A 19,013-nucleotide genomic window follows, 5' to 3' on the forward strand; every position below is an offset into this window, starting at 1 on the left:
GCCCGGTTACATTTCGAACCCGGAAGCTAAGCCTTACAGCGCCGATGGTACTGCAGGGGGGACCCTGTGGGAGAGTAGGACGCCGCCGAACAATCTTTGGGAAGGACCCCTGGTCCCCAGCGTTCAGCTGGGGACCAGGGGTCCTTTCGTTTTTCCAAGGCGCACCGGGTACCCGGCTGCGCGAGAATGACTTGCGGTACCGAAGACAGGAGTCACCGATGTCCACCAACTCTCCCGAGGATCGACCGGAGCGCGACCAGCGGCGACGGGACAGTGGCGACCGCGGGGGTCAGCGCGGGGACCGTGGTGGGTTCCGTCGCGACGACCGCCGGGGCGATGACCGGGGCGGACAGCGTGGTGGCTTCCGCCGGGACGACCGCGACCGCGGGCCCCGTCGGGACGACCGGGGCAGCGACCGTCCTTCGTTCCGTCGTGACGACCGTGGCGACCGCGGTGACCGGCCGGCCTTCCGCCGTGACGATCGCGGTGACCGCGGTGACCGCCCCGCGTTCCGTCGTGACGACCGCCGCGACGACCGCGGAGGATTCGGGCGTCGTGATGACAGCCGGCGCGACGACAGCCGTCGTGACGACCGGGGTGGGCAGCGCGGTGGTTTCCGTCGGGACGACCGGCGTGACGACCGGCGTGACGGTCGTCGCGAGGACAACCGCGGTGCCGGTTACGGGCGTCGGGACGATCGTGACCGTGGCGATGACCGGGGCTTCCGTCGGGACGACCGGGGCAGCGACCGTCCTTCGTTCCGTCGTGACGACCGTGGCGACCGCGGTGACCGGCCGGCCTTCCGCCGTGACGATCGCGGTGACCGCGGTGACCGCCCCGCGTTCCGTCGTGACGACCGTCCCTCCTTCCGGCGTGACGACCGCCGTGACGACCGTCCTTCGTTCCGTCGGGACGACCGGCGTGACGACCGCCGCGACGAGCGCCGTGACGACCGTCCCTCGTTCCGTCGTGACGACCGGCGCGACGAGCGTCCTTCGTTCCGTCGGGACGACCGGCGTGACGACCGCCGCGACGAGCGCCGTGACGACCGTCCCTCGTTCCGTCGTGACGAGCGTCGTGACGACCGCCGTGACGACCGGCGTGACGACCGTCCCCCCTTCCGCCGTGACGACCGTCGGGACGACAGCCGCGGTGATCGTGGCGGTTTCCGTCGCGACGACAACCGCGGCGAGCGCGGCGGGTTCGGTCGGCGTGACGACCGGCGCGACGACAGCCGGGGCGGCGACCGCGGAGGGTTCCGCGGGCGGGACGACCGTGGGGGCCGTGGGCCCCGGCGCGACGACCGCGGTGGGCGGCCCGGTGGCTTCCGTGGGCGTGACGACCGGCAGGGTGGCGGTGGCCGCTTCCGTGACGACCGTGACCGGGACCGCGACCGCGAGCCGATCAAGCGCCTGCCGATCCCCGAGGAGGTCACGGGCGACGAGATCGACAAGGACGTACGGCAGGAGCTGCAGAGCCTGCCCAAGACGCTCGCGGAGGACGTCGCCAGGAACCTGGTGATGGTCGCGCGCCTGCTCGACGAGGACCCGGAGGCCGCGTACGGCTACTCCAGGGTGGCCCTGCGTCTCGCGTCCCGTGTCGCCGCCGTACGGGAGGCGGCCGGGTTCGCCGCGTACGCCAACCAGAAGTACAGCGAGGCGCTGGCGGAGTTCCGGGCGGCGCGGCGCATGACCGGGTCGGTGGAGCTGTGGCCGGTGATGGCCGACTGCGAGCGTGGGCTCGGCCGGCCGGAGAAGGCGCTGGACATGGCCGGTGCCCCCGAGGTGCACAAGCTGGACAAGGCGGGTCAGGTCGAGATGCGCCTCGTCGCGGCCGGCGCCCGGCGGGACATGGGGCAGCTGGACGCGGCGATCGTGACGCTGCAGAGCCCCGAGCTGGCCTCCAACTCCGTGCAGCCGTGGACCGCGCGACTGCGGTACGCCTACGCCGACGCGCTGCTGGCCGCGGGCCGGGAGCGGGAGGCGCGGGAGTGGTTCGCGAAGGCCGTCGAGTCGGACCGGGACGGCAGTACGGACGCTTCCGACCGGCTCGCCGAGCTGGACGGTGTGGAGTTCGTGGACGCCCTGGACGAGCACGAGGGCGAGGCCGGGTCCGGCGGTGACGTGGAGAGCGCGTCCACCGAAGACGGCGACAAGGACCGGGACACGAACCCGGACAAGGACGGCGACGAAGACTGACGCGTCGCGTACGGCGAGGGGGCGGGCCCGTGGACAGGGCCCGCCCCCTCGCCGTGTCGTGGGCCGGGTCAGGTGTCGAGGGCGCGCAGTACCAGGCCCGAGGCGGGTTTCGGGCCGAAGGACGTCGACTTGCGGGGCATCGTGACACCCTGTCGGGCCAGGTCGCGCACGACCTCCTCGCGGACCGGGTGCATCAGCACCGCCGTACCGCCGTCGCGTTCGGCCTTCTCGACGGTGGCCGCCGTGTCGTGGATGTAGGAGATGTGGGCCGCCGAGTCGTCGGGGACGTGCCAGACGTGGGCGAGCAGTGTGGCGTGCAGGACGGTGGCGTCCAGGGTGCGCCAGGCCTCGGGCCGGTCGGTGGGGACCGTGCGGGCCAGCAGTCCGGGGGCCGGCAGGTCGACGAGATGGAAGGCGCCGTCGCCGGCGAGGAGGAAGGCGTTGCCCGCCTCGGCCGCCTTCGCCAGCGTCTTCAGGGACTCGGGCAGCGGGGTGTCCAGGCGGCGCACGCGGAAGTGCCCGTCCAGGGCGGCGATCGCGTCGTGCACCGGGACGCCGTGCAGCAGACGGTGGATGGCACGGACCCGGAGCGGATAGCGGGCCGTGTCGACCAGAAGGACGAGGCCGTGGTCCCAGGGGCTGGGGGAGGGGTGCTCGGCGCGGAGGGTGCGGTAGGTGGCCCAGCGGTGGTGGCCGTCGGCGATGAGGGCCTGCTGCCGTGACAGTTCGGCCTGGACGCGGGCCACGGCGGCCTGGTCGGTGACCGACCACAGGCGGTGGCGGAAACCGTCCTCCGTGGTCGTCGCGAGCAGCGGCGGCTGGGCGGCGGTGCGTTCCACGAGCTCGCTGGTGGCCGGGGTCTCGCCGTCGCCGCGGTAGGTCAGGAGCAGGGGCTCGAGATTGGCCCACGTGGCCCGCATCAGTGCGGCGCGGTCGGCGACGACGTGGGGCATGACGTCCTCGTGCGGCAGGACCACCCGCTCCGCGGGGTCCGTCACCCGCAGGGCGCCGATGACACCGCGCTGCAGCAGGCCGGCGTCGTCGCGTTGCTCGTAGACGTACAGGCCCGGCTCGGGGTCGGTGGTCAGGACGCCCTCCGCCGTCCAGCGGCGCAGGGTGCGGGCCGCCTGCTCGTTGCGCGCCTCGGAGGTGGCGGCCTGGGGCAGGATCAGCCGGACGATGTTGTGCGGGTCGGCGGACTCGAGGTGGAGCAGGCCGTCGGGGCGGACCACGACGTCGTAGGGCGGGGAGGTCACGGCGGCCAGGCTGCCGACCCGGTCGGGGTCGTAGCGGAGGCCTCGGAACGGGGTGAGTTCCAGGCCCCGGCGCGCCGTTGCTTCCGGGTGACCTGCAGTATTCATCCCGGCATCGTACGTGTGTCAGCGGCATGGGGGATGATCGGGGGAAAGGCGACGAACGAGGAGCGATGCGCAATGAGCCGGAGCGTCAGGACGAGGCCCGAGGGCAGTGGGCAGGGCCTGAACGAGGCCTATGACACGGCGCTGCTCGACCTGGACGGCGTGGTGTACACCGGGGGGAACGCGATCGCTCACGCCGTCGAGTCCCTCGCCGCGGCCCGCGACGGGGGCATGCACCTCGCGTACGTCACCAACAACGCGCTGCGGACCCCGGAGACGGTGGCCGCACACCTGACCGAGCTGGGGATAGCGGCGGACGGCGCCGACGTCATCACCTCGGCACAGGCGGTGGCCCGGCTGATCGCCGAGCAGGTGCCCTCGGGGGCGCGGGTGCTGGTGATCGGCGGTGAGGGGCTGCGGGTGGCGCTGCGCGAGCGCGGTCTCGAGCCGGTGGAGTCGGCCGAGGACGATCCGGCGGCCGTGGTGCAGGGGTACGGCGGTCCCGAGTTGCCGTGGGGCCGGTTCGCCGAAGCCTGCTACGCCATCGCGCGGGGCGTGCCCTGGTACGCCTCCAACACCGACCTGACCATCCCGAGCGACCGGGGGATCGCCCCGGGCAACGGCGCGGCGGTGGAGGTCGTGCGCATCGCGACCGGCGCCGACCCGCAGGTCGCGGGGAAGCCGCTGCCCCCCATGCACCGGGAGACGATCCTGCGGACCGGCGCCGAGCGGCCGTTGGTGGTGGGCGACCGGCTGGACACGGACATCGAGGGGGCGTTCAACGGGGAGGTCGACTCGCTGCTCGTGCTGACCGGCGTGACCGACGGCGCGCAGCTGCTGGCCGCGCCGCCGCAGCACCGGCCGACGTACGTGGACGCCGATCTGCGCGGGCTGCTCACCGGCCAGCCGGACGTCACCGGCGATGCCGAGGGAGGCTTCCGCTGCGGCGGCTGGACGGCGACGGCCGGCGAGGAGCGGCTGGAGCTGGCGGGTGACGGCGCGGCGCTGGACGGGCTCCGTGCCCTGTGCGCGGCGGCCTGGACGGCGGGCGGGGAGCACGGCTGCGGGCTGGACTCGGGGAAGGCGCTGGCGCGGTTGGGGTTGTGAGGCGACGCACGGGGAAGGCGCCCCTTCGCGGAGCGGAGGCTTCCGGGGTGTGCCGGAGCGGGAGGCTCCGGGGCACCTCGGGGATCGTGATCGGTTGGCAGGGTAGGCTAACCTAACTGCGTGTTGGTCGACAGTCCCCCCGAACAGCGCGCGGAGACCGCTCCCGCGCCGCCCTCCAAGCGCCGCGTCCTGCGTGCCGCGGGGCTGCCCGTCGCCGTGGCGGTCCTGGTGCTCGTCGCGATGGCGAGCATCGCGATCGGCGCCAAGGACCTTTCCCTGGGGGAGGTCTGGCACGGCCTCTTCCACGACTCGGGCACCTACGGCGACGTCGTCGTGGGCGAGCGGCTGTCGCGGACGGCGCTCGGCCTGCTGGCCGGGGCCGCCCTCGGACTCGCGGGGGCGGTACTGCAGGCGCTCACCCGCAACCCGCTGGCCGATCCCGGGCTGCTCGGCATCAACGCGGGCGCCTCGGCGGCCGTCGTCACGGGCATCACCTTCTTCGGCGTCACCTCGCTGACCGGGTACGTCTGGTTCGCCTTCGCCGGTGCGGCGGGGGTCGGCGCCCTCGTCTGGTTCCTGGGCGGCAGCCGGGGGGCCACGCCGGTGCGGCTGGTGCTGGCCGGCACGGCGATCAGCGCCGCGCTCTTCGGATACCTCCAGGCCGTGATGATCATGGATGACGCGGCGCTGGGCCGGATGCGCTTCTGGACGGTCGGTTCGCTGGCCTCGGCGACGAACGGCACCATCCGGGAAGTGCTGCCCTTCTTCGTGACGGGCACGGTCCTCGCCCTCGCGCTCGCCCGGCCGCTCAACGCCATGGAGATGGGCGACGACACCGCCAGGGCCCTCGGTGCCAACCTGAACCGCACCCGGGCGCTGTCCATGCTCGCGGCGACCGTGCTGTGCGGGGCCGCGACCGCCGCCTGCGGTCCGATCGTGTTCGTCGGGCTGATGATCCCGCACATCGTCCGCTCCTTCACCGGGCCCGACATGCGCTGGATCCTGCCCTACGCGGCGATCCTGTCGCCGGTGCTGCTGCTCGGCGCGGACGTGCTCGGCCGGATCGTCGCGCGGCCCTCGGAACTCCAGGTCGGCATCGTCACCGCCGTCCTGGGCGGGCCGGTCTTCATCTTTCTCGTACGACGGCGGAGGACGGCCCAGCTGTGAAGACCGTGAAGACCAACCGTGCCGTGCGCAGCCGGGGCGGGCTGTCCTTCCGCCTGGACGTGCGGGCCGCCGTCGTGGTCGCCCTGCTGCTGGTCCTCGCGCTCGCCGCGAGCGTGCTGCTGATCGGCACCGGCGACTTCGACATCCCGCCCGCCGACGTGCTGAGGACCCTGTTCGGCCAGGGCAACGCGGGCCAGGAGTTCATCGTCGACGAACTGCGGCTGCCGCGGGTCCTGGTCGGGCTGCTGGTCGGCGGCGCGCTCGGTGTCGGCGGTGCCCTCTTCCAGGCCATCTCCCGCAACCCGCTGGGCAGTCCCGACGTCCTCGGCCTCGGGCAGGGGGCGACGGCCGGTGCGCTCATCATGATCGTCCTGTTCTCCGGCAGCTCGGCCCAGGTCACCGTCGGCGCGCTCGTCGGCGGCCTGGTGACCGGACTTGCCATCTATCTGCTCGCCTGGAAGCGGGGCGTGCACGGATACCGGCTGGTCCTGGTCGGTATCGGCATGTCCGCGATCGTCACGGCGGTCAACGGCTACCTGCTCACCCGGGCCGACATCGTCGACGCGTCCCGCGCCGTGGTCTGGATGACCGGTTCCCTCAACGGCCGCGACTGGGACCAGGTCTGGCCCCTGCTCGCGCTGTGCGCCGTACTCGTCCCGCTCGTGCTCACCAACGGCCGGGCGCTGCGGATGATGGAGATGGGCGACGACGTCTCCTACGCCCTCGGGGTGCGCGTCGAGCGGGTGCGGGCGCTGCTGATGGTGGCCGCCGTCCTGCTCACCGCCGCCGCGACCGCCGCCGCAGGGCCGGTCAGCTTCGTCGCGCTCACCGCACCGCAGCTCGCCCGGCGCCTGACCCGTTCCCCCGGCCCCAACCTCGTGCCGTCCCTGTGCATGGGCGCCGCCCTGCTGGTCGGCGCGGACTGGATCTCGCAGCGCGTCTTCGGCGCCGACCAGCTGCCCGTGGGCGTCGTCACCGGTGTCCTGGGCGGCGTCTACCTGCTGTGGCTGCTGGTCACCGAGCGCAAGGCGGGCCGGATATGAGGGCCGGCACCGGTGACCACAGCGGGCTGAACAACCGAAGGAGCAACGTGAACCGCCTGACCGCCGAGAACGTCACCCTCGCCTACGACCAGCGGGTCATCGCGGAGAAGCTGTCGGTGGCGATACCCGACAACTCCTTCACGGTGATCGTCGGCCCGAACGCGTGCGGCAAGTCCACCCTGCTGCGGGCCCTGTCGCGGATGCTCAAGCCCAGCGAGGGGCGGGTGCTGCTCGACGGGTCGGTCATCCAGTCGATGCCCGCCAAGCAGGTCGCCCGGACCCTCGGCCTGCTGCCGCAGTCGTCCATCGCGCCCGACGGCATCACCGTCGGCGACCTCGTCGGCCGCGGCCGCTACCCGCACCAGGGCATCCTGCGGCAGTGGTCGGCCGAGGACGAACGGGTGGTCCAGGAGTCGATGGCCCAGACCGGCATCGCCGAGCTGGCCGACCGCTACGTCGACGAACTCTCCGGCGGACAGCGTCAGCGCGTGTGGATCGCCATGGCGCTCGCCCAGCAGACCCCGCTGCTGCTCCTGGACGAGCCGACGACGTACCTGGACATCCAGCACCAGATCGACGTCCTCGACCTGTGCGCGGAGCTCCACGAGGAGCAGGGCCGGACCCTCGTGGCCGTGCTGCACGACCTCAACCACGCCGCCCGCTACGCCACCCACCTCATCGCGCTGCGCGGCGGGGAGGTCGTCGCCGAGGGCGCCCCGAAGGACATCGTCACCGCCGACCTCGTCGAGCGGGTCTTCGGGCTGCGCTGCCAGGTCATCGACGACCCGGAGACGGGCACACCGCTGGTGGTGCCGGCCGCGCGCAAGCGGCGTACCGAGCCGGTGAAGGCGGTCGCTACAGGAGCTTCCTGAGCCGGAACAGGTCGCGCAGACCCGCCTCCAGCCTCACTCGCCCCGAGCCCCAGGCCCTGGCGAAGTTCAGCTCGCCCGCCACCAGGGCCACCAGGTCGTCCCCGGTCATCGCCAGCCTGATCTCGGCCCTCTCGCGCGGCGGGCCCTCCAGGGTCTCGCGCACGTCGATGCGGCCGTCCGTCATGCGTCCGGCGAAGGTGACGTCCAGGTCGGTGATGTGGCAGCTCACCGAGCGGTCCAGCTCCGTGGCCGCCCGCACGTCCCCTTCGGCGCCGCGCATGCTGTCCGAAAGCTTGTCGAGTGCGGCACGGCACTCCTCAGTCGTCGCCATCGGGACCGACCGTACCCCAGTGCCACGCGGTAGCGTCGGGGCATGAGCGACGCAGCACCCGAGCCGGAGCCTCGGCCGGGACCCGAAGAGGCGCAGCACGGGGACCGTCCGGAGCCGGGGCACGAGCCGGCCGCCCCCGCCCCGCTGGAGGTCCCCCGCGCGCCCACCGGGAACGCAGAGGTCGACGCCCGGCTGGCGCGGCTGGCCGATGCCGACCACCTGGCCACCGACGGACACGTCGAGGTGTACGAGGATGTACACCGGGGGCTGCGCGACGCGCTCACCGCGCTGGACGCCCGCCCGGGACCACCGGCGCCCCCGTCGCCGCCATCACCGTACGACCGCAGGAGCTGAACCGAACGTGGCAGGAGTCGCACGCCGCCGTCTCGACGCGGAGCTGGTGCGCCGCAAGCTGGCGCGCTCGCGCGAGCACGCGAGCCAGCTGATCGCCGCCGGGCGGGTCACCGTCGGCAAGACCGTCGCGGCCAAACCCGCCACGCAGGTCGAGACCGCCGCCGCGATCGTGGTGACCGCCGCCGACGACGACCCCGACTACGTCTCGCGCGGCGGCCACAAGCTCGCCGGCGCCCTCGCCGCCTTCGGGCCGCAGGGCCTCGTCGTCGAGGGCCGCCGGGCCCTGGACGCGGGCGCCTCCACCGGAGGCTTCACCGACGTACTGCTGCGGGCGGGCGCCGCGCACGTCGTCGCCGTGGACGTCGGGTACGGACAGCTCGCGTGGAGTCTCCGGCAGGATGAACGCGTCACCGTCAAGGACCGTACGAACGTACGCGAGTTGACGCCGGAAGCGATCGATGGGGAGCCCGTGGACCTGGTCGTGGGGGATCTGTCCTTCATCCCGCTCGGGCTGGTACTGCCCGCACTGGTGCGGTGCACCCGGCCGGACGCCGATCTGGTGATGATGGTGAAGCCGCAGTTCGAGGTGGGGAAGGAACGGCTGGGCAGCGGGGGAGTGGTACGCAGTGCGCAGCTGCGGGCCGAGACGGTGCGCGGCGTCGCGCAGAAGGCCTGGGAGCTGGGGCTCGGCGTGAAGGGGGTCACCGCCAGTCCGCTGCCGGGTCCCTCCGGGAACGTCGAGTACTTTCTGTGGCTGCGGGCCGGGGCCGGTGCACTGGACCCGGCCGATGTCGATCGTGCAGTGGCGGAGGGGCCGCGTTGACACAGAACCGAGCGCGAACTGTTTTCCTGCTCGCCCACACCGGGCGTCCGGCGGCCATCCGCAGCGCGGAGCTGGTGGTCAAGGGGCTGCTGCTGGCCGGGATCGGCGTGCGGGTCCTGGAGGCCGAGGCGCGCGACCTGCCGCTGCCGGGCGAGGTGGACCTCGTCGGTGAGGCGACCCCGCAGTGCCTGGACGGGTGCGAGCTGCTCATCGTGCTGGGCGGTGACGGCACGCTGCTGCGCGGCGCCGAGTTCGCCCGCGCCTCCGGGGTGCCGATGCTCGGCGTCAACCTCGGGCGGGTCGGCTTCCTCGCCGAGGCCGAGCGGGACGACCTCGACAAGGTCGTCGACCGGGTGGTGAACCGGGCGTACGAGGTCGAGGAGCGGATGACCGTCGACGTCGTCGTGCACCGCAACGGCGACATCGTGCACACCGACTGGGCGCTGAACGAGGCCGCCGTGCAGAAGGCCGGTGCCGAGAAGCTGCTGGAAGTCGTCCTGGAGATCGACGGGCGTCCGGTGACCGGGTTCGGCTGCGACGGCATCGTGCTGTCCACGCCGACCGGGTCGACGGCGTACGCCTTCTCGGCCGGCGGGCCGGTGGTGTGGCCGGAGGTGGAGGCGCTGCTGATGGTGCCGATCAGCGCGCACGCGCTGTTCGCCAAGCCCCTGGTGACCTCGCCGGACTCGGTGCTCGCGGTGGAGGTGCTGCCGCACGTCCCGCCGGGGGTGCTGTGGTGCGACGGGCGCCGGACGGTGGAGCTGCCGCCGGGCGCGCGCGTCGAGGTGCGGCGGGGGGCGGTGCCGGTGCGGCTGGCCCGGTTGCACCACGCGTCGTTCACGGACCGGTTGGTCGCGAAGTTCGCTTTGCCGGTGTCGGGGTGGCGCGGGGCGCCGCACTAGCGGTCTCGAAGGGGTGGTTCTGGTTGTGGCCCGGCCGCGGGCCGTCCGGGCAGGTCGCGTCCCGCGGCGCAGCCGCTGCCAGCACAGTCCCGCGCCCCTGAGGGCGTGCGCTCCCCGGTGTCGCATGGGCGGCCTGTGTGCGCTTCCCGCCCTCGACCTCGTAAGGTCGTGTCCGTGCTTGAGGAGATGCGGATACGGTCGCTCGGGGTCATCGACGACGCGGTGGTCGAGCTGTCGCCCGGCTTCACCGCTGTCACCGGTGAGACGGGCGCGGGCAAGACCATGGTGGTCACCAGCCTCGGGCTGCTCCTGGGCGGACGCGCGGACGCGGCGCTGGTGCGGATCGGGGCGAAGAACGCGGTCGTCGAGGGGCGCATCGCGGTGCCCGGCGACGCCGCGGCAGCCGTCCGGGCCGAGGAGGCCGGGGCCGAGCTGGACGACGGGGCGCTGCTGATCAGCCGTACCGTTTCCGCCGAAGGGCGCTCGCGGGCGCACCTGGGCGGGCGGTCGGTGCCGGTGGGGATGCTCGCCGAGCTGGCCGACGAGCTGGTGGCGGTGCACGGGCAGACCGACCAGCAGGGGCTGCTCAAGCTGTCCCGGCAGCGGCAGGCCCTCGACCGGTACGCGGGCGACGCGGTCGCCGGGCCGCTCGCCAAGTACACCGAGGCCTACCGGCGGCTGCGGGCCGTCGCCGCCGAGCTGGACGAGATCACCACGCGCGCGCGGGAACGCGCCCAGGAGGCCGACCTGCTGCGCTACGGCCTCGACGAGATCGCCGCGGTCGAGCCGCGCGCCGGGGAGGACGCCGAGCTGGCGGAGGAGGCGGAGCGGCTGGGCCACGCCGAGGCGCTCGCGTCGGCCGCCACGGCCGCCCACGCCGCCCTCGCGGGCAACCCGGAGGATCCCGAGGGCGTGGACGGCGCGACGCTCGTCGCGGGCGCCCAGCGGGCCCTGGACGCCGTACGGTCCCACGACCCGGCGCTGGCCGGGCTCGCCGAGCGGATCGGTGAGGTCGGCATCCTGCTGCGCGACGTGGCGGGGGAGCTCGCCGGGTACGCCGACGACCTGGACGCCGACCCGCTGCGGCTGGCGGCGGTCGAGGAGCGCCGGGCCGCGCTCACCGCGCTGACCCGGAAGTACGGCGAGGACATCGACGCCGTGCTGAGCTGGGCCGAGCAGAGCGCAGCGCGGCTGACCGAGCTGGACGGCGACGACGAGCGGATCGGCGAGCTGACGGCCGAGCGGGACGCGCTGCGGGCGGAACTCGGCGGCCTCGCCCAGGCACTGACCGACGCGCGCACCGAGGCCGCCGAGCGGTTCGCCGCCGCCGTGACCGCCGAGCTGGCGTCGCTCGCCATGCCCCACGCGCGCGTGTCGTTCGAGATCCGGCAGACCGAGGACCCCGAGGGCGTCGAGGTCGGCGGGCGGACGGTCGCGTACGGGTCGTCGGGCGCGGACGAGGTGGAGCTGCTGCTCGCCCCGCACCCCGGCGCGCCGCCTCGGCCGATCGCCAAGGGCGCGTCCGGCGGTGAGCTGTCGCGCGTGATGCTGGCCGTGGAGGTCGTCTTCGCGGGCACGGATCCGGTGCCGACGTACCTCTTCGACGAGGTCGACGCCGGGGTCGGCGGAAAGGCGGCGGTGGAGATCGGCCGTCGTCTCGCGCGACTGGCGAAGAAGGCGCAGGTCGTGGTCGTCACGCACCTGCCGCAGGTGGCGGCGTTCGCCGACCGGCAGCTGCTGGTGGAGAAGACGAACGACGGCTCCGTGACCCGCTCCGGCGTCAAGGTCCTGGAGGGCGAGGACCGCGTCCGGGAGCTGTCCCGGATGCTCGCCGGCCAGGAGGACTCCGAGACGGCCCGCGCGCACGCGGAGGAACTCCTGGAGACGGCCCGCTCGGACCAGTAGCAGCACACGGCCGCCCGCACACGGAACGCCGGGGAACGCGCCCGGCCCGGTTACGGACCGCACCGGCCGCCCGACCCCTGCCCCGGGCAGCAGCACGCCGAAGCCGCCCGGTGTTCCGGCGCGGCCTCCTGCCGGAGGGCGGCCTCGGTGGCCCGCGGGTCGGACGCCGGGTGGCTGGCCGGCGGGTGGATGGGGGCCGGGCGGGCGGTGTTCGCCGGCGCACGAGGGTGTGACGTCCGGGCGGCCGGGGGTGTCGCGGGGCGGTATCGGGGCATGCGCGGAGTTGGCGTCGTCCGGCAGCCCTTGCCGGGCAGCGTGCGCCGGAGGCGCCCCGGATCTCCGCGGGCGGGTCCGGCCGCGGACGCCGTGTCGGAGGGCCGGTGCGTCGGCCCGCCCGGGTGTGCGCGTCGCATTCACTCGTACGAGTGAGGTGGTTCGGTGTCGTTGTCCCGTCGGTCCGCCGTACGTGGCGCTCGTCGTTGCCGGAACACCCGTGCGGCCTGGCATCCTTGACTGAGCGGCGCACGGGAATCCGCCCGGCGCACCCCGTCCGCACCATCCTTCTGTACGTTCTTCGTGACCGTCCCCGCCGAACCCAGGAGCCCCGGCCAGGTGACCCTCGTGAGCAGCCACTCACCGCACGGCCAGTCGCCCCTGCGCACCGTGCAGGTGCTGGGCGGCGGCAATGCCCGCAGCAGCACGCACGTGCGCTCGCTGGCCGCGGGGCTCGCCGCGCGGGGCGTGAAGGTGACGGTGTGCGCCCCCTCCGACGCGGAGTACACCTACGACTTCACGGGTGCCGGAGCCGACCACGTGCACGTGCCGCGCAGCAGCGACCCCGCGTCGGTGGCCGCGCTGCGGACGGTGTGCGCGGACGCCGACCTGGTGCACGCGCACGGGCTGCACGCCTCCTTCCGGGCCGTACTGGCCCTCGGCGGGCGGCGCGTGCGGACGCCGCTCGTCGTCACCTGGCACGACCGGGTGCACGCCGAGGGAGCCCGCGCCCCACTGCTGCGCGTGCTGGAGCGGCGGGTGATGAAGGCCGCCACCGTCGTGCTCGGCGCCACCTCGGAGCTGGTCGACGGGGCACGGCGGGCAGGCGCGCGGGACGCCCGGCTCGGCCCCGTCGCCCTCCCCGCCCGGCCGGCCCGACCGCCCGGACCGGAGGACCCCGACCGGCTGCGCGCCAAGGTCCGCGCCGAACTCGGCGCCGTCGAACGGCCGTTGCTGATCGCCGTCGGCTCCCTCGACCGGCACCGTGGATACGACGTGCTGCTCGACGCGGCCCGCGCGTGGCGCCGCCTCGATCCGGCGCCACTGGTCGTCGTCGCCGGACAGGGGCCGCTGCGCGGGGAGTTGCAGGCGCGGATCGAGGGCGAGGAACTGCCGGTGCTGCTCCTCGGCAGCCGCGACGACGTGCCCGACCTGTTGGCGGCGGCCGACCTCGCGCTGCTGCCGAGCCGCCGGGAGCCGGGACGGTCCGTCCTCGCCCAGGAGGCGCTCCACGCGCGCGTGCCGCTCGTCGCGGGCGCCGTCGGCGGCATCCCCGAACTGGTCGGCGACGCCGCCGAACTCGTGCCGCCCGGGAACGCGAAGGCGCTCGCCGACGCCGTCATCCGCCTGCTCGGCGACCCGGTGCGGCGGGCCGGGCTGCGCGAGCGCGGCGTACGGCAGGCGGCCGGCTGGCCGACCGAGGACGAGACCGTCGCCCAGGTGCTGAGCATCTACGACGAGTTGACGCAGCCCACGCCGTTGCTCTAGGCACCCGCCCGCGGGCGGGTGGCGGGCCGGGGCTACGGCACGTGCCGGCGCGCGCGCAGGGCGAGGCTCAACGCCAGCACGGTCTGCGGGTCGTCGAGGTCCGTGCCGAGCAACTCCCCGATCCGGGCCAGCCGGTTGTAGAGCGTCTGCCGGTTCAGATGGAGTTCGCGTGCCGTCTCCGCCTTGCGTCCGGCGTGCGCCAAGTACGTCTGGAGCGTGGGCAGCAGGGGCGGCTTCGAGCGGTCGTCGTGCTCACGCAGCGGCCCGATCGCCCGGTCGACGAACGCCGCCAGGTCCGGATGGTCGCGCAGCCGCCACAGCAGCAGGTCGATGTCCAGGCGCCGGGCGTCGTACCAGAGCCGGCCGGTCAGACCCTGCGCCGCGGTCGCCGTCTCCGCCGCGTGCCTGAGACCCGCCGACGCCGCCGCCCAGCCGCCGGACACCCCGACGACCACCACCGGCGGCTGTGCCCCCGGACGCTGCATCCCGGCCCGCTCCGCGCCCGTCCGCAGCGCCGCAGCGACCCGGTCCGCGACCGTCGTCCGCTCCGACTCCGCGCGCAGCCCCAGCAGCAGCGGCACCCGGCCCTCCACCGGACGTACGCCCAGCAGCACCGGAACCCCCACCGACGCCAGCTCCTCGGCGACCGCGCGCGCCAGCACCGCCCAGCCGCCGCCCGCCGGGGACAGGGCGTCGCCGAGCCGCATCACCACCGGCAGCAGCGGTCCCGAGCCGGGTTTGAAGCCCAGGACGCGGGCCTGCGCCGGAGCGTCCGCGGCGGTGATCCGGCCCTCGGCGAGGTCGGTCAGGAAGTCGCCCCGGCCGCGCGCCGCCAGCTCCTCCTCCTGCCGCGCCTGCATCAGCACCACGGCGAGGATGCCGGCCGTCCGCTCCGCCGCCATCCGGTGCACCGGCGCCAGCGGGGACCGGACCGGCAGCAGCACGAGGCGGGCCCGGACCGACCCGGCACCCGGCCCGCCGCCGGGCACGTCCACCAGGACCGAGCCCGCCGGAGGCGGCGCGTCCTTGTGCGGGCCCCGCAGCCCCTCCCAGACCTGGAGGGGATCGGCGCCCTCGGGCCCGGCACCGGCGGCGTACAGCAGGCGGCCGTCGGTGGTCTCCAGGAAGACCGGGTTGCCGGCGAAGTCGGCCAGGATCCCCAGCACCTGGGGCACCCCGCCGCCGCCCAGCAGGGCCTCGGTGCAGCGGCGGTGCACCTCCTCGGCGCGCTGGAGCAGCGTGTAGTGACCGTTGACGATCTCGGTGTGGATCTCCTCGGTGACCGTCACGAACGGCACCTCTCGGTGCAGCTGGACCAGCGGCAGGCCGGCCGCGCGGGCGGTGTCGACCAAGGCGGCCGGCAGCCGGGCGAAGCGCGGCCCCAGCTCCATCACGAGGGCCGCGATGCCGCGCTCGGCCAGCGTGCGGACGAACGCCCGCTGTTCGGCGGGGCGGGTGCCCAGGCCGTACCCCGTGGTCAGCAGCAGCTCGCCGCCCTTGAGGAGCGAGGCGATGTTGGGCACCTCACCGGCGTGCACCCAGCGCACCGTGCGGTGCAGCCGGTCGGCGCCCGCGAGGATCTCCGGCAGACCACTGCGCAGCCCGGGCAGCTCCAGTGCCCGCCGCACCGTGATCCCGGCGCCCTGGGTGTCGAATCCGCTGTTCATGCCGCTGTCCATGAGCCGGACGCTACCCGGCGCGGCCGCCCGGGACATCCACCCGGTGCCCCCGGGCAGCACGGCGGCCCCGACGCCGACGCCCATCGCCGGCCCCCGCTCTCCGGAGGACCACTCGGGCCCCCCGCGGGACGGGCAGCGGCACGGCGGCCGTAGGCGGAGGTGACCGGCGTGCCGCTGGGGGACCTACACGCCGGACTTCGGCGCGCGGAGTGACAGCCGCCCGCCGAGCAGCACGGCGCAGGCCCCGACGGTCAGCAGCCCGCCGACGAGGAAGGTGCCCGCGACACCGGTGAGCGGCAGGACCAGTCCGCCGAGTGCGGCGCCCGCCGCGATGCCGGCGTTGTACAGGCCGGAGTTGGCCGCGAGCGCGATGTCCGTACGGCCCGGCGCGCAGTGCAGCATCGCGTTCTGGGTGGTCATGAACACCGGCCCCAGCGCACCGCCCAGCAGCGCCAGGAACACCACCGCGGCCACCCGGTCGCCGCCGGCCGCACAGAGACCGAGCATGCCCACCGCCTGGGTGGCGACGGCGACCGTCAGCGTGGCCTGGGGAAAGCGGTCCAGCAACGCCCCCGTGACGGTCACCCCCACCAGGCACGCACCGCCGAAACCCACGAACAGGGCACTGACCGAGCCCGAGGAGAAGCCGCTGACGTCCCCCAGGAGCTCGACGACGTAGGTGTATCCCGTGAAGGCACCCGTGGCGGACAGGGTCCCGGCCGCCAGCACGATCCCGAAGCGGCGGGCGTCGGGACGGGTGCCGCGGCCGGCGTTCCCGCGTTCCGGCGGCGTGGTCGGCAGCGCGAGGGCGATCGTCACCAGGGACACGAGTCCCAGAGCCGCCGGCAGGGCGACGGGGAGCTGCCAGCCGCTCCGACCGCCCAGCCAGTTCCCGGCGGGCACACCGAGCACGAGGGCGAGTGAACCGGCGACGGACAACGCCCCGACCACGCGGCCGCGGACCGCGGGCGGGAACAGGCCCACCGCGACCGGACCCATCACCGCCCAGAACAGTGCCTGGGCGAGTGCCGTCAGCAGCCGCGCGGCGAGGAGCAACCCGTAGGAGGTCGCGAGGGCCGCGACCAGACTGGACACGACCAGCGCGGCGAGGAGCCCCGTGAGCACGTGGCGCCGGGGCACCGCGCGCACCGCGTGGGTCAGCGGCAGGGACGAGACGGCCACCGTCGCCCCGTAACCCGTGACCAGGAGCCCGACCGCCGACAGCGACACCCCAAGGTCCTCGGAGACGGGCTCCAGGAGACCGATCGGCAGGTTCTCCGCGGTGTTGAAGGTGAAGGCGGCCAGCATCAGGGCGAAGAGCACCGCCGACCTGTGCCGGGGAGCCGGTCGCCCGGCGGGCACCCGGTCGCTTCCCCACGCCGTTCCCGGCTCCTGCGTGGCGCCGTCCATGGGGGTACCTCACCGGGTTCACCGGCTCGCGGCAACCGAATTCGTCACACCCCGGGGTCACCCGCCCGCCGGGGAGACGCGGTCACCGCCGGCACGGCAGACCGCCCCGGCCGCACGGGCGGGTGCGGGCCGGGGCGGTCGGACATGCCGGGTGCTCAGCCGCCGTAGGCGCCGCTGGCCGTCAGCCTGAGGGCCGTGTCGATCAGGGGCACGTGGCTGAAGGCCTGCGGGAAGTTGCCGACCTGGCGCTGCAGGCGGGGGTCCCACTCCTCGGCCAGCAGACCGAGGTCGTTGCGCAGGGACAGCAGCTTCTCGAAGAGCTTCCTCGCCTCGTCCACCCGGCCGATCATCGCCAGGTCGTCCGCCATCCAGAACGAGCAGGCCAGGAAGGCGCCCTCGTCGCCCGGCAGGCCGTCGACGCCCTCCGCCTCGCCGTCCGTCGGGTAGCGCAGGATGAAGCCGTCCGAGGTGGACAGCTCGCGCTGGATGGCCTCGATGGTGCCGATGACCCGCTTGTCGTCCGGCGGCAGGAAGCCCATCTGCGGGATCAGCAGCAGCGAGGCGTCCAGCGCCTGCGAGCCGTAGGACTGCGTGAAGGTGTTGCGTTCCTTGTCGTAGCCCTTCTCGCACACGTCCCGGTGGATGTCGTCGCGCAGCTGCTTCCAGCGCTCCAGCGGGCCGTCGGCGTCGCCGGACTCGATCAGCTTGATGGTGCGGTCGACGGCGACCCAGGCCATCACCTTGGAGTGCACGAAGTGGCGGCGCGGGCCGCGCACCTCCCAGATGCCCTCGTCCGGCTCGTGCCAGTGGGACTCCAGGTAGCGGATCAGCTTGAGCTGGAGCACCGAGGCGTAGTCGTTGCGGGCCAGGCCCGTCATGTGGCCCAGGTGCAGGGCCTCGGTCACCTCGCCGTAGACGTCCAGCTGGAGCTGGTGGGCCGCGCCGTTGCCCACCCGGACCGGGGTGGAGTTCTCGTAGCCGGGCAGCCAGTCCAGCTCCGCCTCGCCCAGCTCCCGCTCACCGGCGATGCCGTACATGATCTGCAGGTTCTCCGGGTCGCCCGCGACCGCGCGCAGCAGCCACTCGCGCCAGGCGCGGGCCTCCTCGCGGTAGCCGGTGCGCAGCAGCGACGACAGCGTGATCGCGGCGTCGCGCAGCCACGTGTAGCGGTAGTCCCAGTTGCGGACGCCGCCGATGTCCTCCGGCAGGGAGGTGGTGGGCGCGGCGACGATGCCGCCGGTGGGGGCGTACGTCAGGGCCTTCAGCGTGATCAGGGAGCGGACCACGGCCTCCCGGTAGGGACCGTGGTAAGTACAGTGCTCGACCCAGTCGCGCCAGAAGTCCTCGGTGGCCACCAGCGACTGCTCCGGCTCAGGAAGCGCCGGCGGCTCCTTGTGCGAGGGCTCCCACGAGATCGTGAACGCGATCCGGTCACCCGGGGCGACCGTGAAGTCCGCGTACGTGGTCAGCGCCTTGCCGTAGGTCTCCGCCTCCGTGTCGAACCAGACGGAGTCCGGGCCCGCGACGGCCACCGTGCGGCCCTCGTGCTTGTGCACCCAGGGCACCACCCGGCCGTAGCTGAACCGCATCCGCAGCTCCGAGCGCATCGGCACCCGGCCGGAGACGCCCTCCACGATCCGGATCAGCTGCGGCGCGCCGTCGCGCGGCGGCATGAAATCGATCACGCGCACGGTGCCGCGCGGGGTGTCCCACTCGGACTCCAGGATCAGCGAGTCGCCGCGATAGGTCCGCCGGGCCGAGGTGGGCGGCTCGGCGCCGGGGGCATAGGCGGGGCCGAGCCGCCAGAAGCCGTGCTCCCCGGTGCCCAGCAGGCCGGCGAAGATGGCATGCGAGTCGAAGCGGGGCAGGCACAGCCAGTCGACTGTGCCGTCCCGGCAGACCAGGGCAGCGGTCTGCATGTCTCCGATGAGTGCGTAGTCTTCGATGCGCCCGGCCACGTGCAACTCCAGTCGAACGGCCACGTCACCCCGCGTGGGGGCGGTCGCTAATACGGTCAGCGGTCAAGGTGTGGGGTCAGAGGAATGGGTCGGGGACGTGCTTCGGGGGATGTGTTCCGAGGGACGGGTGCCCCGCGTGTCATGC

General features: G+C 74.1%; 16 protein-coding genes and 1 rRNA gene. 12 read left to right on the forward strand and 5 right to left on the reverse strand.

Annotated elements, in window-relative coordinates; translation table 11 throughout:
* The 3 genes from rrf to EV562_RS35345 form a co-directional block, all read left to right on the forward strand.
* Nucleotides 1-91: ribosomal RNA gene (gene rrf / locus EV562_RS18275) — 5S ribosomal RNA — on the forward strand; the annotation flags it as partial.
* A gap of 212 nt (nt 92-303) precedes the next feature.
* Nucleotides 304-1,521, forward strand: coding sequence for a hypothetical protein (locus EV562_RS35340; RefSeq protein WP_243860099.1), 1,218 nt, complete (start codon nt 304-306; stop codon nt 1,519-1,521).
* A complete protein-coding gene (locus tag EV562_RS35345) occupies nt 1,413-2,198 on the forward strand; it encodes a tetratricopeptide repeat protein (RefSeq protein WP_208298381.1) in 786 nt (261 codons plus the stop codon). Before EV562_RS35340 ends, EV562_RS35345 begins: the two co-directional genes overlap by 109 nt.
* A gap of 68 nt (nt 2,199-2,266) precedes the next feature.
* On the opposite strand, the gene EV562_RS18290 is transcribed toward EV562_RS35345, so the two are convergent.
* Nucleotides 2,267-3,559 (reverse strand): DUF1015 domain-containing protein, encoded by a 1,293-nt coding sequence (locus tag EV562_RS18290; protein WP_133887884.1) that lies wholly within the window; start codon nt 3,557-3,559, stop codon nt 2,267-2,269.
* A gap of 72 nt (nt 3,560-3,631) precedes the next feature.
* Here EV562_RS18290 and EV562_RS18295 point away from each other — a divergent pair, with 72 nt between their 5' ends.
* From EV562_RS18295 to EV562_RS18310, 4 genes are all read left to right on the forward strand, one after another.
* A complete protein-coding gene (locus tag EV562_RS18295) occupies nt 3,632-4,663 on the forward strand; it encodes an HAD-IIA family hydrolase (protein WP_133887885.1) in 1,032 nt (343 codons plus the stop codon).
* A 120-nt stretch (nt 4,664-4,783) separates the two neighbouring features.
* Nucleotides 4,784-5,830, forward strand: a complete 1,047-nt coding sequence (locus EV562_RS18300) for an iron chelate uptake ABC transporter family permease subunit (RefSeq protein WP_133887886.1) — start codon at nt 4,784-4,786, stop codon at nt 5,828-5,830.
* 5 nt (nt 5,831-5,835) lie between these two features.
* On the forward strand, nt 5,836-6,873 hold the full coding sequence (locus tag EV562_RS18305; protein WP_133888207.1) for an iron chelate uptake ABC transporter family permease subunit: 1,038 nt from the start codon (nt 5,836-5,838) through the stop codon (nt 6,871-6,873).
* Nucleotides 6,870-7,745, forward strand: coding sequence for an ABC transporter ATP-binding protein (locus tag EV562_RS18310; protein ID WP_133887887.1), 876 nt, complete (start codon nt 6,870-6,872; stop codon nt 7,743-7,745). The genes EV562_RS18305 and EV562_RS18310 overlap by 4 nt, the downstream gene beginning before the upstream one ends.
* Here the strand turns inward: EV562_RS18310 and EV562_RS18315 are convergent.
* Nucleotides 7,729-8,076: a sterol-binding protein gene (locus EV562_RS18315; RefSeq protein WP_133887888.1), complete on the reverse strand. Its 348-nt coding sequence runs from the start codon at nt 8,074-8,076 to the stop codon at nt 7,729-7,731. The genes EV562_RS18310 and EV562_RS18315 overlap by 17 nt on opposite strands.
* Before the next feature lie 42 nt (nt 8,077-8,118).
* On the opposite strand from EV562_RS18315, the gene EV562_RS18320 reads away from it, so the two are divergent.
* The 5 genes from EV562_RS18320 to EV562_RS18340 all read left to right on the forward strand — a co-directional run bounded on the left by EV562_RS18320 (nt 8,119) and on the right by EV562_RS18340 (nt 13,821).
* The gene (locus EV562_RS18320; protein WP_133887889.1) at nt 8,119-8,430 is read left to right on the forward strand and encodes a hypothetical protein; all 312 of its coding nucleotides are present in this window, start codon (nt 8,119-8,121) and stop codon (nt 8,428-8,430) included.
* A gap of 7 nt (nt 8,431-8,437) precedes the next feature.
* Complete coding sequence (locus tag EV562_RS18325; RefSeq protein ID WP_133887890.1) at nt 8,438-9,253, forward strand: hemolysin; 816 nt, start codon at nt 8,438-8,440, stop codon at nt 9,251-9,253.
* Nucleotides 9,250-10,155, forward strand: a complete 906-nt coding sequence (locus EV562_RS18330; RefSeq protein WP_133887891.1) for an NAD kinase — start codon at nt 9,250-9,252, stop codon at nt 10,153-10,155. Before EV562_RS18325 ends, EV562_RS18330 begins: the two co-directional genes overlap by 4 nt.
* 186 nt (nt 10,156-10,341) lie before the next feature.
* A complete protein-coding gene (recN, locus tag EV562_RS18335; RefSeq protein ID WP_133888208.1) occupies nt 10,342-12,060 on the forward strand; it encodes a DNA repair protein RecN in 1,719 nt (572 codons plus the stop codon).
* A 612-nt stretch (nt 12,061-12,672) separates the two neighbouring features.
* Nucleotides 12,673-13,821: a glycosyltransferase family 4 protein gene (locus EV562_RS18340; protein ID WP_166661862.1), complete on the forward strand. Its 1,149-nt coding sequence runs from the start codon at nt 12,673-12,675 to the stop codon at nt 13,819-13,821.
* A gap of 32 nt (nt 13,822-13,853) precedes the next feature.
* Here EV562_RS18340 and EV562_RS18345 read toward each other — a convergent pair whose 3' ends face one another.
* The 3 genes from EV562_RS18345 to EV562_RS18355 all read right to left on the reverse strand — a co-directional run bounded on the left by EV562_RS18345 (nt 13,854) and on the right by EV562_RS18355 (nt 18,892).
* Nucleotides 13,854-15,500 carry a PucR family transcriptional regulator gene (locus EV562_RS18345; RefSeq protein ID WP_133887893.1) on the reverse strand — a complete coding sequence of 549 codons (1,647 nt, stop codon included), beginning with the start codon at nt 15,498-15,500 and terminating at the stop codon, nt 13,854-13,856.
* A 183-nt stretch (nt 15,501-15,683) separates the two neighbouring features.
* Nucleotides 15,684-16,808 carry an MFS transporter gene (locus EV562_RS18350; RefSeq protein ID WP_208298383.1) on the reverse strand — a complete coding sequence of 375 codons (1,125 nt, stop codon included), beginning with the start codon at nt 16,806-16,808 and terminating at the stop codon, nt 15,684-15,686.
* 257 nt (nt 16,809-17,065) lie between these two features.
* Nucleotides 17,066-18,892 carry a glycoside hydrolase family 15 protein gene (locus tag EV562_RS18355; protein ID WP_208298375.1) on the reverse strand — a complete coding sequence of 609 codons (1,827 nt, stop codon included), beginning with the start codon at nt 18,890-18,892 and terminating at the stop codon, nt 17,066-17,068.
* Between the last annotated feature and the right edge of the window lie 121 nt (nt 18,893-19,013).

Source organism: Streptomyces sp. BK208 (genome assembly GCF_004364245.1).
Classification (GTDB): Bacteria; Actinomycetota; Actinomycetes; order Streptomycetales; family Streptomycetaceae; genus Streptomyces.